At 40.6% G+C, this 15,728-nt stretch carries 14 protein-coding genes; 11 read left to right on the forward strand and 3 right to left on the reverse strand.

Translation table 11 applies throughout. The annotated features are described in order from the left end of the window. From ubiH to gcvP, 5 genes are all read left to right on the forward strand, one after another. A complete protein-coding gene (ubiH, locus tag GWI58_RS08690) occupies positions 1–1,173 on the forward strand; it encodes a 2-octaprenyl-6-methoxyphenyl hydroxylase (protein ID WP_004250387.1) in 1,173 nt (390 codons plus the stop codon). Between the two features lie 29 nt (positions 1,174–1,202). Then, the gene (gene ubiI, locus GWI58_RS08695; protein WP_004244044.1) at positions 1,203–2,438 is read left to right on the forward strand and encodes an FAD-dependent 2-octaprenylphenol hydroxylase; all 1,236 of its coding nucleotides are present in this window, start codon (positions 1,203–1,205) and stop codon (positions 2,436–2,438) included. A 414-nt stretch (positions 2,439–2,852) separates the two neighbouring features. Continuing rightward, the gene (gene gcvT, locus GWI58_RS08700) at positions 2,853–3,947 is read left to right on the forward strand and encodes a glycine cleavage system aminomethyltransferase GcvT (RefSeq protein WP_094959688.1); all 1,095 of its coding nucleotides are present in this window, start codon (positions 2,853–2,855) and stop codon (positions 3,945–3,947) included. Positions 3,948–3,979: 32 nt separating this feature from the next. Further along, positions 3,980–4,372: a glycine cleavage system protein GcvH gene (gene gcvH, locus GWI58_RS08705; protein ID WP_004248528.1), complete on the forward strand. Its 393-nt coding sequence runs from the start codon at positions 3,980–3,982 to the stop codon at positions 4,370–4,372. A gap of 108 nt (positions 4,373–4,480) precedes the next feature. Beyond that, positions 4,481–7,357 carry an aminomethyl-transferring glycine dehydrogenase gene (gene gcvP, locus GWI58_RS08710; protein ID WP_094959689.1) on the forward strand — a complete coding sequence of 959 codons (2,877 nt, stop codon included), beginning with the start codon at positions 4,481–4,483 and terminating at the stop codon, positions 7,355–7,357. A gap of 97 nt (positions 7,358–7,454) precedes the next feature. Here the strand turns inward: gcvP and GWI58_RS08715 are convergent, their stop codons facing one another. Both GWI58_RS08715 and ygfZ read right to left on the reverse strand, forming a co-directional pair. Continuing rightward, the gene (locus GWI58_RS08715) at positions 7,455–8,057 is read right to left on the reverse strand and encodes an HD domain-containing protein (RefSeq protein ID WP_004248526.1); all 603 of its coding nucleotides are present in this window, start codon (positions 8,055–8,057) and stop codon (positions 7,455–7,457) included. Between the two features lie 26 nt (positions 8,058–8,083). Beyond that, the gene (gene ygfZ / locus GWI58_RS08720) at positions 8,084–9,070 is read right to left on the reverse strand and encodes a tRNA-modifying protein YgfZ (RefSeq protein WP_161769089.1); all 987 of its coding nucleotides are present in this window, start codon (positions 9,068–9,070) and stop codon (positions 8,084–8,086) included. 260 nt (positions 9,071–9,330) lie between these two features. Between ygfZ and sdhE the strand changes: the two genes are divergently transcribed. Both sdhE and GWI58_RS08735 read left to right on the forward strand, forming a co-directional pair. Next, the gene (sdhE, locus tag GWI58_RS08725; protein ID WP_026090407.1) at positions 9,331–9,606 is read left to right on the forward strand and encodes an FAD assembly factor SdhE; all 276 of its coding nucleotides are present in this window, start codon (positions 9,331–9,333) and stop codon (positions 9,604–9,606) included. Positions 9,607–9,913: 307 nt separating this feature from the next. Further along, positions 9,914–10,321 carry a protein YgfX gene (locus GWI58_RS08735; protein WP_004244035.1) on the forward strand — a complete coding sequence of 136 codons (408 nt, stop codon included), beginning with the start codon at positions 9,914–9,916 and terminating at the stop codon, positions 10,319–10,321. A gap of 80 nt (positions 10,322–10,401) precedes the next feature. Here the strand turns inward: GWI58_RS08735 and fldB are convergent, their stop codons facing one another. Beyond that, positions 10,402–10,920, reverse strand: coding sequence for a flavodoxin FldB (gene fldB / locus GWI58_RS08740; RefSeq protein WP_004244033.1), 519 nt, complete (start codon positions 10,918–10,920; stop codon positions 10,402–10,404). A 107-nt stretch (positions 10,921–11,027) separates the two neighbouring features. Here fldB and xerD point away from each other — a divergent pair, with 107 nt between their 5' ends. From xerD to prfB, 4 genes are all read left to right on the forward strand, one after another. Next, a complete protein-coding gene (gene xerD / locus GWI58_RS08745; RefSeq protein ID WP_161769090.1) occupies positions 11,028–11,969 on the forward strand; it encodes a site-specific tyrosine recombinase XerD in 942 nt (313 codons plus the stop codon). A gap of 33 nt (positions 11,970–12,002) precedes the next feature. Next, positions 12,003–12,710, forward strand: a complete 708-nt coding sequence (dsbC, locus tag GWI58_RS08750) for a bifunctional protein-disulfide isomerase/oxidoreductase DsbC (RefSeq protein ID WP_004244030.1) — start codon at positions 12,003–12,005, stop codon at positions 12,708–12,710. Between the two features lie 9 nt (positions 12,711–12,719). Continuing rightward, entirely contained in the window at positions 12,720–14,453 is a 1,734-nt protein-coding gene (gene recJ, locus GWI58_RS08755) for a single-stranded-DNA-specific exonuclease RecJ (protein WP_124725096.1), read from the forward strand. Positions 14,454–14,624: 171 nt separating this feature from the next. After that, positions 14,625–15,723 (forward strand): peptide chain release factor 2 gene (gene prfB, locus GWI58_RS08760; protein ID WP_110229404.1). Its coding sequence is split into 2 segments (ribosomal slippage): positions 14,625–14,699 and positions 14,701–15,723, totalling 1,098 coding nucleotides; the frame shifts between segments, so codons are not numbered across the junction. The last annotated feature ends 5 nt before the right edge of the window (positions 15,724–15,728 follow it).

A 15,728-nucleotide genomic window follows, 5' to 3' on the forward strand; every position in this document is an offset into this window, starting at 1 on the left:
ATGAATGTGATTATTGTGGGTGGTGGAATGGCGGGTGCAACGTTAGCACTAGCACTTTCTGCATTAAATAAGGGTAATATTTCCATTTCGCTTATTGAAGCGCGAGAGCCAGATAATGGGCATCCCGGATTCGATGCCAGAGCGATCGCTTTAGCGCATGGCACAGCAAAGCGATTAGCACAAATCGGATTATGGTCGGTCTTAAAACCCTTTGTGACACCTATTAATCACGTTCATGTTTCTGATAGAGGCCATTGCGGTTTTGTGAACATAAATGCACAGGACTACGATATTGACGCACTCGGTTATGTTATTGAATTACATGATGCGGGGCGTCAACTGTTTGCACAGTTGAAAAAACAACCCAATATTACGCTATATTGTCCCGCTAAAGTGGAGCATGTTCAGCGCCATCTCGATAACGTTGAAGTGACACTTGATGATGGTACGCAACTTAGCGGTGATTTACTGGTTGCCGCAGATGGTACACATTCACCCATTGGTCATCAATGTCATATTCAATGGCAGAAAACGCCTTATCATCAAGTTGCGGTGATCGCCAATGTAAAAACAGAGATTGATCCCAAAGGTTGTGCATTTGAGCGATTTACACAATTTGGTCCATTAGCAATGTTACCCATGAGCGAAGGGCGTAGTTCATTGGTGTGGTGCCATCCTATTGAAAAATTAGAACAAGTTTCACAATGGGATGAGCAAACAACCATTGCACAGTTACAACGGGATTTTGGCTGGCGTTTGGGTAAGATTGAACAAGTAGGGCAACGTCATTGCTATCCATTAGTTCTGCAAAAAGCACAGCAAATGATCAGCCATCGTTTAGCATTGATAGGTAATGCATCTCAAACCTTGCATCCTATTGCAGGGCAAGGTTTTAATCTTGGTTTACGCGATGTAATGACATTAGCCAATACATTAACCTCGGCCATACAATCAGGTCTTGATATCGGCAGTTATCGCGTATTATCACAATATCAACAGCTTCGCGAACAGGATAGAGAAAGTACTATTACGATCACTGATGGCTTAGTGAAAGTGTTTGCGAATCGTTGTATGCCGTTAATTATCTCCCGTAATCTAGGCTTAATGACGATGGAATTAGTGCCTGCACTTCGTAACAAATTAGCACACCAAACATTAGGTTGGACAAACTGAGCATAATTGCTTTTTAGGATACTTTTATTATGAAATCATTTGATGTTGTTATTGCTGGTGGTGGAATGGTCGGGCTTGCATTAGCCTGCGGATTACATGGCTGTGGATTACGTATAGCGATAATAGAAAATCACCCAGTAACCACGCATTTCCATCCGCAAGATGATTTTGCATTACGGGTATCTGCGATTAATACTGCCAGTGAGTTATTACTCAAGAAATTGGGGGTATGGGAAAACTTAACGGCATTACGTACAGCTCCTTATCAAGGTATGGAAGTATGGGATCAAGATAGTTTTGGACGTATTGCGTTTTCAGCGCAACAAGAAGGGTTATCTCATCTTGGCACTATTATTGAAAATCATCTTATTCGTGAAGTGCTGTGGCAAAAGGTCACCAGTCATAGTGATATTACCTGTTATTCCCCTGCTCAAATTGAACGCATTGTGTGGGGAGAAAATGAAGCCTTTATCAGCTTAAATGACGGTGAAATGTTAACCGCTAGGCTGGTTGTTGGCGCCGATGGTGCGAATTCTTGGTTGCGTAAAAATGCTGATATTCCACTGACTTTTTGGGATTATGAACATCACGCTTTAGTCGCAACCATACGCACAGAACAACCCCACGATAATGTGGCGCGCCAAGTGTTTCATGGTGAGGGAATTTTAGCCTTTTTACCTCTTGCAGATCCTCATACTTGTTCTATTGTGTGGTCGCTACCTAGCTCATTGGCTGAAGATTATAAGAGTGCAGATAAAACGCGATTTGAACGTACGCTAGGTGTTACTTTTGATATGTGCTTAGGCCAGTGTGAATTAGTCAGTGAACGTATGACAATTCCATTAACGGGTCGCTATGCACGTCAATTTGCCGCTCCACGGTTAGCGTTATTAGGTGATGCCGCGCATACCATCCACCCCTTAGCTGGACAAGGGGTTAACCTTGGCTTTATGGATGTTGCTGAATTAATTGGTGAAATCCGTCGTTTAAAAGCAGAAGGTAAAGATTTTGGTGAGTATCTCTATTTAAGACGTTTTGAGCGCCGCCGTAAACATGCCGCTGCGGTCATGTTAGCGACTATGCAAGGGTTCCGCGAATTATTTGAAGGTAATAACCCTATTAAAAAGTGGGTGCGTGATATCGGTCTTTCGTTAGCAGATAGTTTACCAGGAGTAAAACCAAAGTTACTTGAACAGGCGATGGGACTTTCTGATTTACCAGAATGGCTAAAGCATAAAAATCCTGTTTCAGCTGAAAAAATCTAATTCAACAGCCATTTCACATTACTTTTCTTTATAACAGACTGGAAAAATAACACTAAAAATAGCTATTTTTTCAGTCTATTCTTTGTATTGCTCCCCTTTTTTTAGTCATTATTCACTAAAAATGAGGGCTGATACGCATAATTACAATCATTCATTCTGCATACTTATTTCTCTACATTATGATTGGTAGAGGTAATACCCTATTTTAACTTATGGTTTATTTTTTCTCTTAGTGATAAGTTCAAAGTAAAGGTATCGTTTGCGTTGTACGTTAATTGCTCATATTTGTTAAAATAATGTTTAAAAATAAACTTAAGCTTGTAATTAACACGCTGATTTTTAATCAAGTTTAATTTTATATTTAACAAATTGCGTTCTCTGGATCATCTAAACTAAAAATAGAAAGAGGGAAGAATGGCAAAACAGACTCCGTTATATGATGAGCACGTCGCCTGTGGTGCTCGTATGGTTGATTTTCATGGTTGGATGATGCCACTGCATTATGGCTCTCAAATTGATGAACACCATAATGTGCGTCAAGATGCAGGTATGTTTGATGTATCTCACATGACGATTGTTGATTTACATGGCCCGCAAGTTAAAGACTTTCTACGTTATCTATTAGCGAATGATGTCGCTAAACTCACCGAAAAAGGCAAAGCACTTTATACTGGTATGCTAAATGCGTCCGGTGGTGTGATTGACGATCTGATTGTTTACTACTTTGATGAGACTTTCTATCGTCTGGTGGTTAACTCCGCAACCCGCGAAAAAGATTTAGCGTGGCTCACTGAGCATGCCAAAGATTATGTCGTCGATATTCAAGTGCGTGATGATTTAGCATTAATTGCAGTACAAGGCCCTCACGCACAAGAAAAGGTACAGCGTTTATTAAGTGAATCGCATCGCCAAATAGTGGCAGCGATGAAGCCTTTCTATGGCGTACAACTTGATGATCTCTTCGTCGCGACGACAGGTTATACCGGTGAAGCAGGTTATGAAATCGCCATGCCAAAAGAGCAAGCTGTTGATTATTGGAAAAAATTATTAGCAGTGGGGGTTAAGCCCGCGGGGTTAGGTGCTCGAGACACTTTACGTTTAGAAGCGGGTATGGATCTTTATGGTCAAGAGATGGATGAAACTATTAATCCTCTTGAGGCTAATATGGGATGGACGATTGCCTGGTTACCCGAAGATCGTCAATTTATTGGTAGAGAAGCATTAGAAAAATTACGCGCAACAGGCACAGATAAACTGGTTGGTCTGGTGATGCGAGAAAAAGGGGTGTTACGTGCAGGTAGTGCCGTGCACTTTACCGATGATTTAGGTGAATTAAGAGAAGGCGTTATTACTAGTGGCACATTTTCACCGACATTGGGCTTTAGTATTGCATTAGCCAGAGTACCCGCAGGTATTAAAGATAGCGCAATTGTTTTATTGCGTAATCGTGAAATACCGGTAGAGGTGGTAAAACCTGGTTTTGTTCGTTCAGGTAAAGCATTGGTATAAAGCATTATTATTTTAAATGGAGAGTACGGTCAATGAGTCAAATACCTAGTGAATTAAAATATGCGCAATCTCATGAGTGGATCCGTTCTGAAGGCAATGGCGAATACACTATCGGCATCACTGAACATGCTCAAGAGTTGTTAGGTGATATGGTGTTTGTTGATCTTCCTGATGTAGGCAGTGAAGTTGATCTGGGGGATGATTGTGCTGTGGCTGAATCAGTAAAAGCTGCATCAGATATTTATGCCCCATTATCTGGCGAAATTATTGCAGTAAATGAGGAGTTGGATGGTTCACCAGAGCTGGTTAATAGTGATCCTTATGGGGATGGATGGTTATTTCGCATAAAAGCAAAAGATGAAAGCGAATTAAACGATCTCCTTGATGCGGCTGGCTACCAAGAGTTAGTTGAAAACGAAGAGTAAAAATAAACGCCTCGTCATTAAAAAGTCGGGGCGTTTTTATTTATCAGCCTATTTTCAAATCAGTAAAAACAGCTTATCCATTTATTGTGAATTCAGGAATTACCCGCAATGACACAAACTTTAACTCAATTAGAATATCGTGATGAATTTATTCGTCGCCATATTGGCTCATCGCCAGAACAGATTAAAGAGATGCTTGATGTTGTTGGCATCTCCTCATTAAATGAATTAACACAAAAGATTGTTCCCGATAATATCCAATTAGCAACGCCGCCTAATGTCGGAGGGGGTGCTACTGAACAAGAAGCATTAGCAGAACTAAAAGCGATAGCCCGTAAAAATAAACGTTTTACCTCTTATATCGGTATGGGATATGCGCCTTCGGTATTGCCTCCTGTTATTTTACGTAATTTGCTAGAAAATCCAGGTTGGTATACTGCTTATACTCCTTATCAGCCAGAAGTTTCTCAAGGGCGTCTTGAATCATTACTTAACTTTCAACAAGTAACCATTGATTATACTGGCATGGATTTAGCCTCTGCTTCGCTATTAGATGAAGCCACTGCTGCCGCTGAAGCTATGGCAATGGCAAAACGTGTTAGTAAACTAAAAAATGCGGAGCGTTTTTTTGTCGCTGATGATATTCATCCCCAAACACTAGACGTAGTAAAAACCCGAGCTAACACCTTTGGTTTTGAAGTGATTGTCGATAAAGCTGAAAAAGTGTTAGAGCTAGAAGGTGTCTTTGGTGTGCTATTACAGCAAGTCGGCACAACCGGTGAAATTCATGATTATAGTCAGCTCATTAGTGAACTAAAAGCACGAAAAATTATTACCAGTGTAGCGGCTGATCTAATGGCATTGGTGTTATTAACGGCTCCAGGGCAACAAGGAGCGGATATTGTATTAGGCTCAGCCCAACGCTTTGGGGTGCCAATGGGATATGGTGGTCCACATGCTGCTTTCTTTGCCTGTCGAGATGAATATAAACGAGCCATGCCAGGACGTATTATCGGTGTCTCGCGTGATGCTGCAGGTAACAGAGCGTTACGTATGGCAATGCAAACTCGTGAACAGCATATTCGCCGTGAAAAAGCTAACTCGAATATTTGTACTTCACAGGTATTACTGGCCAACATTGCTGCCATGTATGCGGTATATCATGGGCCTGAAGGTCTAAAAAATATTGCTCAGCGTATTCATCGCTTAACGGATATTTTAGCCGCGGGTTTAATTCAAAATGGCATGACATTACGCCATCAGACATGGTTTGATACTTTAACCGTTGAAACAGCGGATAAAGCGGGTGTATTACAACGTGCTAAAGATGCTGAAATTAATTTACGAACCGATATTGTTGGCGCAGTAGGTGTCACTTTAAGTGAAGTGACGACTCGCGAAGATGTTGTCAGATTGATTGAGATTATCAGTGGTAAAGCTTTCTCTGATGACATTGATACATTAGATGCATTGGTAGCTTCTTCATCGACCTCAATTCCAACGGCAATGTTGCGTAAAGATGCGGTGTTAACCCATGAAAACTTCCATCTTTATCACAGTGAAACTGAAATGATGCGCTATATGCATCGTTTAGAAAATAAAGATTTAGCGCTTAACCAAGCAATGATCCCGTTAGGCTCATGTACCATGAAGCTTAATGCTGCGGCTGAAATGCTGCCGATCACATGGCCTGAATTTACCGAAATGCACCCATTCTGCCCACCTTATCAAGCGCAAGGCTACCAGATAATGATTGAGCAGCTATCTAATTGGTTGGCTGCCATAACGGGTTATGATGCGATGTGTATGCAACCTAACTCAGGGGCGCAAGGGGAGTATGCTGGCTTGTTAGCTATTCGTCGTTACCATCAAAGCCGAGGAGAAGGAAATCGCCATATCTGTTTAATTCCAAGCTCAGCCCATGGTACAAACCCTGCATCAGCCCATATGGCGGGTATGACGGTGGTTGTCGTGGGATGTGATGAAAATGGTAATATCGACATTGCAGACTTAAAAGCGAAAGCAGAGAAGCACCAAGCTGAGCTTTCTTGTGTGATGGTGACTTATCCTTCAACTCACGGTGTTTATGAAGAGGGTATACGTGAAGTTTGTGAGATCATTCATCAATATGGCGGACAGGTTTATCTTGATGGCGCCAATATGAATGCGCAAGTGGGGATCACGACGCCAGGCTTTATCGGCTCTGATGTATCACACTTAAACTTACATAAAACTTTCTGTATCCCCCATGGCGGTGGTGGCCCAGGTATGGGACCTATTGGCGTAAAAGCACATTTAGCGCCATTTGTACCTGGACATAGTGTCGTGGAAATGGACGGTGTTACGACCCAAGGTGCCGTGTCAGCAGCACAATTTGGTAGTGCCTCAATATTACCTATTAGCTGGATGTACATCCGTATGATGGGCTCAGAAGGGCTTAAACAAGCGAGCCAAGTAGCGATTTTAAATGCTAACTATATTGCTCAACGCTTAAAAGATGACTATGACATCCTCTATTCTGGGGCGGAAGGTTATGTTGCCCATGAATGTATTATTGATATTCGTCCACTCAAAGCTAACTATGGTATCAGTGAAATGGATGTGGCGAAGCGTCTAATTGATTATGGCTTTCATGCGCCAACCATGTCATTCCCTGTTGCGGGGACATTAATGATTGAGCCAACCGAATCTGAAAGCAAAGTTGAAATTGACCGCTTTATTGATGCGTTACTCTCGATTCGTGCTGAAATTGCACAAGTCGATGACGGGGTATGGCCGATTGATGATAATCCGCTAGTGAATGCACCACATACACAGTATGAATTAGTGCAAGAATGGTCACATAGCTATAGCCGTGAATGTGCGGTATTCCCAAGTGAAGCAACGAAACGCAATAAATATTGGCCGGCAGTAAAACGCCTTGATGATGTTTATGGTGATCGTCATTTGCATTGTTCTTGTGCGCCAATAAGTGATTATGAGTAAAGGTTAATTTAGCGCTATTACTAAATAAAATACCGAGGGTAAATTCAAAATCTACCTTCGGTATTTTTTTGGTCAGTATCAAATGAACAGCAAAAAATTATTTTAACCAGCCTTTTTTCTGTGCCTCTAGTAATTGAGGATAGAGGTATTGCCAAAATTCTGGCCACTGTTTTTCGATAAATAGATTTCGTGCAATCACTTGTTCTAAACGGATATTATTTTCAACCCAGCTTTGCCCTTCGTTATGTAGATTCATTAACATTGGCATTGCGCGATCTAAAATATTGGCAAATTGTGACTCAGGGGTTTGTGCTGCATCATATTCAAGCCAGAGATTAAGAAAATATTCACTTTGTGGTGCAGGTAACAACGAAAAAATACGTCTGGCTGCTTTTTGCTCTTGCTCTTTAATCGCTTCACGAGCAGCAACATCATAAACCATCACATCGCCAGCATCGATTTCGACAATATCATGCACTAAAGCTAGCTGGATCGCTCTACCTATATCAATATCACCGGCATAAGGTTGAAAACTCATTGCTGCAACAGCAAAGTGCCAACTATGCTCAGCGGTATTTTCAGCACGGCTATTGTCTAATACATTATTTTTGCGGTAAACGCGTTTGAGTTTATCGAGTTCAATAATAAAATTGATGGTATCTGAAAAGGGGCCAAAAGCCCCATTAGTTTGTTGTGTCATAAAAATCCGTTCATATGGAAGTGCTATCACTCATCTTCTAAAGAGTAAGGCAAAGGTTTAATAGTTAAGCGGCTAGTGGTATCACCTTGGACACGAAATACGCTGTCAGCATCCATATCATTATTCATCACCACTTCGGCGATAATCGTGTTATCAGCCATACGAACCGCACTTAATACCGTGCCTGTTTTGCGCCATTTATCTTCACCTAATTGCCACTCAACGCTACCGCCAATGTCGGGCAATTGTGCTGCGCCACCTGATAACAGATACATAGCACGTTTATTTGCGCCTCTGAATTTGGCACGAGACACCATTTCTTGGCCTGTATAGCAACCTTTTTTAAAGCAAATACTTAATGGTAATGCTTGTAAGTTAGTCGCTTGTGGTAAGAATTGTTCGATATTAGGGGTATCAATAATGGGATAACCCGCCTCGATATCAAGGGCTAACCACTGGTCACTATCACTGGTTTCTGCGGGCAATGTCGTGGCTAGTTTTTTGGCAGTCTCTTCATCTGTAACAATTAAAAAGCGCTCTGTAGGTAACGGGAGTTGCAGTAAGTAGCTATTTTGGTGATTAACCACTTCATTGGCTTTACGGGGGATCTCAGGGAAGAATTCCGCTAAGGCTTGTGCCGCGCCTTGCCCCGCAAGTCCTAATAACACCGCATCTGTATTTTCAGTAAAATTCACTTTTGAAAATACGGCGTATTTTTTAAGCTCAGTAAGTTGTTTTTCAGCAACATTTTTCCGCAATATATAAGCAAATCCTGCTTGTTGATGGAAAATGCGCAATGTACTCCACATTTTCCCTTTAGCTTCACAATGAGCGGCTAAAGTGTGCTCTGTAGTCGGTAATGCGGCAATATCCGCTGTTAGTTGGCCTTGTAAGTATTTTTCACTATCAGCCCCTGTTGCAGTTATCAATGACCAATCATCTAAAGAGATCAAGGTGAGTGGTAAATTGATTGCGGCATGAGGGCGTTTTGTCTGAGTAGAATTTTGAGTCATGACATCACCCGCTATGTAGTTAATCCGATACACTGTTTATGGTAAAAGAGTCACAAGACAATGCAAGTCATTATTATTTTCAGCGCACAGAAAGAATTTTGTGCATAACAATTTATTGATGCTTCAAAGCGTTGCTATTGGACGAAAGCGACAAATTGTGATCATTTTGATGTTAAAAAGGGTGCGATAAGACTATCATCAAGGCAGGAAGAAATAGTGGTATTTCTTGAAGTGAACATATTAAAGAGCAGAATATGACTATCGATATAGAAAATAAAGCACGAATAAATTGGGCATGTCGCCGTGGAATGCGTGAACTAGATATTTCTATCATGCCTTTTTTCGAAAACGAGTACGACACACTCTCTGATGACGACAAAAGGCTCTTTGTTCGTTTACTTGAATGTGCTGATCCTGATTTATTTAATTGGTTGATGAACCACGGCCGCCCCGATGATGAAGATCTTTATTACATGGTAAAGTTAATTCAAGAGCGTAATAGAATTCGTATGGCTGAAATTGTTAATAAGTACTAGTACTAATAAAAATAGAATATAAAATCAAGTGCATTAAATAAAGCCTGAAGTACTAAGTATCACGCCTTTATTCATTAAATGAATAAGGGCGTTTTAGTAAGTAAAAAACGAAGAATAGAAAATTTTAATGAGGTAATATTAAACCCTAGTGACAATAATTTTGCGTGGTATTTCAAAGAAAAAATAGAGGATCGTCATTTTATTTTTTATATTCTCCTTTTTTTACAAAAATCAGTTATGCTATTAAAAAACGACGACGATATCTTGTTGTAATAATAAGATATTAAAGCAGGAGCTAATATCACTCGTGACTTTATGGAAATCACATTTAACAGTTTCTTGGTTTACACAGTTATTTTCAACTAGTGTTTACGTTATTTTTGAAATAGCATTGCTGTTATATCCTTGGCCACCTGGCTTTATTTATATCTGGGTTCCTTTGTTACTTTTACTTATATTAGGTTGGTATTTTAGCCAAAAAAATATCAATAAAAGGAAAGGGGATTTAGTGCTGCTTAATGGCAATCGTATTCAATGGAAATATCATGAATGGCAGATTGCAAAACAACCGTGGATCAGCCGATTTGGTGCAAAAATAACGTTAGATTCTATCTTAAATAATAAGCAAATTACGCTATGGGTTGCTTTTGATAGTATGCCGGAAAATGAGTGGCGAAATTTTTCACAACTGCTGATGCAATACCCAGATATTTAATTCTGGGTATAAACCGTTAGATGCCCACTGATTGACTAAGGTTTGCGGTAGATAACCTGAAGCAATAGATTGATTGCGATTTACAAGTTTTCTTCTATTTCTCGTAAAATTTGCATACACCACTGTGATAAACGTTCATCACTTTCTTCAAATTGATTCACCTCATCTAATGCGAGCCCGACAAAATGTTTACCATCATCAGTAAGTGGTTTAGGACTGGTAAATTCATACCCTTCAATAGGCCAAAAACCGATAAATTTAACACCACTTGGCAGTAAATGGTGGTAGAGCATACCTAATGCATCTAAAAACCATTCACCATAATCAATTTGATCACCCATTCCATACATAGCAACGAGTTTATCTTTGAGATCTAATGTTGGTAGCGTTTCCCAAATAGCGAGCCAATCTTCTTGGATCTCACCAAAGTCCCAGGTTGGAATACCTAAAATAAGAATGTCATACTCTTGCATCAGAGTAATATCACACTCTTGAACATTATGAAGATCAATAAACTCTTCACCGAGAATGTCACGAATTTTCTCTGCCGCCATTTCGGTATAACAGGTGCTGGAACCGTAAAATAGACCAATTTTCATAAAGATTTTTAGGATATTTTTGCTAATAAAGGTCACTATTGTACCAGAAAACTTTTTCTATGAGGCATAATGTACAAGTAACAACGTAAAGAAGAGAGAGTAAACCCGTGACCCAGACCAAGTTATCGACACAAATGACAACAGATAATAACCAAGAAGATAATGACGTTATCATAGAACAATTTCTCGATAGTATTTGGCTAGAGCAAGGGTTATCTGCGAATACACTCAGCGCTTATCGTTTAGATTTACAGGCGTTAAGCCAGTGGTTGGTCACACAAAAACTCAATTGGTTATCGGTGACGACGTTAGATTTACACGCTTTTCTTGCCACTCGTTTGGATGAGGGCTATAAAGCAACCAGTGCGGCACGACTGTTAAGTACCTTACGTCGGTTTTTCCAATATCTTTATCGTGAGAAATTACGCCAAGATGATCCCAGCGCTTTGCTTTCTACACCTAAATTACCCAAACGTTTACCCAAAGACCTAAGTGAACAGCAAGTAGAAAATTTACTTAGTGCTCCTTGTATTGATGAGCCAATAGAATTACGCGACAAAGCGATGCTTGAGGTTCTTTATGCCTGTGGATTGCGGGTTTCTGAGCTAGTAGGATTGTCTTTATCTGATATTAGCTTACGGCAAGGGGTGTTACGTGTGATAGGTAAGGGCGATAAAGAACGATTAGTTCCTTTAGGTGAAGAAGCTATTTACTGGTTAGAACAATATCTGCAATATGGTAGACCAGCCCTTATGCAAGGGAAAACCGATGATATTGTGTTTCCAAGCTTAAGAGGCCAAAAAATGACGCGACAAACATTTTGGCATCGTATAAAACATTACGCGGTGATCGCCGGAATTGATTCAGAGAAATTATCACCCCATGTGTTGCGGCACGCCTTTGCAACACATCTATTAAATCATGGAGCAGACTTGCGTGTTGTACAGATGTTATTGGGGCACAGTGACCTCTCTACAACACAGATTTATACCCATGTTGCTACAGAGCGCTTAAAAGTGCTTCATCAGCAACATCACCCAAGGGGATAACCGCCGAATGGTTGGTGTTAAATAGGAATTCAAATGAAAAAGAAATTACTCTGGTTACCCATTTTATTCAGTATGGTGTCAATGCCAGTGTTTGCAGATAACGCAGCTATTAAAGCGCAACTGGCAAAAATGCAGATAAAAGCAGAGAGCATTCAACCGACACCGATAGTGGGTTTAAATGCAGTGCTTTCTGATAAAGGCATTTTTTATATTACTGATGATGGGAAATACCTTACAGCAGGGCCGATTTATAATATTAATGGTGAGGAGCCTGTCAGTATCGCTAATCAAGTGATCATGAAAAAAATTGATTCACTGAAAAATGAAATGATTGTTTATAAGGCGGCTAATGAAAAATATGTGATCACTGTTTTTACCGATATTAGTTGCCCTTATTGCCAAAAATTGCATCAAGAAGTACCAGAGCTAAATAAACAAGGTGTCACGGTACGTTATTTGGCATTTCCTCGTAACGGGGTGAAAAATAATGTGGTCAGTCAACAGATGAATGCCGTATGGTGTAGCGGTTTTCCTAAAAAATCACTCGATAGTGCGTTTAAAGGTGACAAAATTATTGCGATTGATGACTGTAAAAAAATTAATATCAATGAGCACTTTAAACTTGGCACTATGATGGGCATTCAAGGTACGCCTGCGATTGTATTACCTGATGCGAGTATTTATGGCGGATATATATCGGCGACTAATCTACTTGAATTATTAAATAAAAAAGAGAAGTGATAGCGTTTTATGGTTACTATTGAACCGACATTACGTCGGCGTGTGGCGAAAGCAACAGCATTACCAGAAAGCCTCGATCCCTTATTACGGCAAATTTATGCCAATCGAGGTATTACCTCTGAAACTCAGCTCGAGCGCTCGTTAAAGGGCTTATTGCATTATCAAGATTTAAACGGTATTGATGTTGCTATCTCTTTATTAGTTGAGGCATTAAAGCTGCAATCGCGGATCGTTATTGTAGGGGATTTTGATGCCGACGGGGCAACCAGTACAGCTCTTGCTATTAAAGCGTTACGGCAAATGGGATTTCAGCAAGTAAGTTACCATATTCCTAATCGTTTTGATGACGGTTATGGACTTAGCCCTCAAGTGGTTCATGATGTGGCGAAGAAAGGCGTAGATCTGATTATTACGGTTGATAATGGGATCTCCTCTTTTGAAGGTGTTGATGTTGCTCATGAATATGGTATCCGTGTATTGGTTACTGATCACCATTTGCCGGGTCACTCCCTTCCTCAAGCTGATGCAATTATCAATCCTAATTTAGCGGATTGTGCCTTTTTGTCGAAATCATTAGCGGGTGTCGGTGTCACTTTCTATTTAATGACCGCATTAAGAGCTGAATTAGAAAAACAAGGTTGGTTTACAACACAGGGATTAGCTCGCCCCAATATGGCCGATTACCTTGATTTAGTCGCATTAGGCACGGTTGCTGATGTGGTTCCTCTTGATGAAAATAATCGTATTTTTGTTTATGAGGGATTACGCCGTATTCGTGCAGGGCGTTGCTGCGCAGGGATCAAAGCCTTGACGGAAGTTTCACGTAAAACGTTGTCACAATTAGTCAGCAGTGACTTAGGTTTTGCATTAGGGCCAAGACTTAATGCGGCTGGGCGTCTTGATGATATGTCTGTTGGCGTTGCTTTACTGTTAACTAATGATATTGGTGTCGCCCGTGAAATTGCCAATGAACTGGATGGATTAAATCAGACTCGTCGTGAAATAGAAGCAGGAATGCAAGAAGAAGCGTCGACAATCTTTCGCCAATTTATTACTACCCAAGATGACTTACCGAATGGATTAGCTATTTATCATCCACAGTGGCATCAAGGTGTGGTTGGCATTCTCGCCTCACGAATTAAAGAAAAACTACATCGCCCAGTGATTGCTTTTGCCCCAAGCGGTGATGGTTTACTAAAAGGCTCAGGACGCTCTATTCATGGTGTACACTTGCGAGATGCATTAGAACGTTTGAATACGTTAAATCCGGGATTAATGGTGAAGTTTGGTGGCCATGCGATGGCGGCCGGACTATCTCTGGAAGAAGATAAATTTCCACTTTTTCAGCGTCACTTTTCGGCACTTATGGCGGAATTAGTTTCTGCTGAACAATTACAAGGCGTGATTTTAACAGACGGCGAGTTAAGCGACAGTCAGTTATCTTTACCTATTGCGGAAATGTTAAGAGAAGCAGGGCCTTGGGGACAAGCCTTTCCTGAGCCGCTTTTCGATGGCAAATTCACCTTACTACAGCAACGTATTGTGGGAAGCAAACATTTAAAAATGATGCTTCAACCGATAAATAGCCATGTAATGATTGATGCTATTGCATTTAATGTTGATGTTAATATATGGCCGGATAACAGTATTAAAACGGTTGAGCTTGCTTACCGATTAGACGTCAATGAATTTAGAGGACAGCGCAATGCACAACTGCTGGTGGAGCATATTTGGCCTTGTTAATCGCGATAGATAAGTCATTTTATGGTTGTATTGAGCAGCGCGCTGTTATGAGCACAATAATCCGATAGACAATTGTATATAAATGCTATAAACCCGCGCTGAGATCCGTTACAATATGCGGTTCAAAATTTATTCCAATTGTTTTTAAAAACAACGTTAAGACGAAAAAGTATGTTTGAAATCAATCCAGTAAAACACCAAATAGAAGAAGTCGCTGAGCGGACTCAAGTCCTCAGGGGGTATCTTTGACTATGATGCCAAGAAAGAGCGTTTAGAAGAAGTCAACGCAGAATTAGAGCAACCTGACGTGTGGAATGAGCCTGAAAAGGCGCAGGCGTTAGGAAAAGAACGCTCATCTCTTGAAGCTATTGTAGAAACAATCGACCAACTCGAACAAGGACTAGAAGATGTTTCTGGTTTACTTGACCTTGCTGTTGAAGCCGATGATGAAGAAACATTTAACGAAGCAGTTGCTGAGTTAGAAGGATTAAACAAAAAGCTTGAGCAATTAGAGTTCCGTCGTATGTTCTCTGGTGAATATGACAGTGCTGATTGCTATCTTGATTTACAAGCAGGCTCTGGCGGTACAGAGGCACAAGATTGGGCAAGTATGCTAATGCGTATGTACTTACGTTGGGCTGAATCTAGAGGCTTTAAAACAGAAATTATTGAAGAGTCTGACGGTGATGTTGCAGGTTTAAAATCAGCAACAATCAAAATCATAGGAGATTATGCCTATGGTTGGTTACGTACAGAAACTGGGGTTCACCGTTTAGTGCGTAAAAGCCCATTTGACTCAGGCGGACGCCGCCATACTTCATTTAGCTCTGCTTTTGTTTACCCTGAAGTTGATGACAATATCGATATTGAAATTAACCCAGCCGATCTGCGTATCGACGTTTACCGCGCATCAGGCGCTGGTGGTCAGCACGTTAATAAAACAGAATCTGCGGTACGTATTACTCACGTTCCTACCGGTCTTGTCACACAATGCCAAAATGATCGCTCTCAGCATAAGAACAAAGATCAGGCAATGAAACAGATGAAAGCGAAGCTGTATGAACTGGAAATGCAAAAGAAAAATGCAGATAAGCAAGTGATGGAAGATAATAAGTCAGATATTGGCTGGGGTAGCCAAATCCGCTCTTATGTTTTGGATGATTCACGAATTAAAGATTTACGCACTGGTGTGGAAACGCGTAATACACAAGCAGTGTTAGATGGTGATCTCGATAAATTTATTGAAGCTAGCTTAAAAGCGGGCCTGTGAGGAAA

The organism is Proteus sp. G2674 (assembly GCF_009915195.1).
Classification (GTDB): Bacteria; Pseudomonadota; Gammaproteobacteria; order Enterobacterales; family Enterobacteriaceae; genus Proteus; species Proteus mirabilis.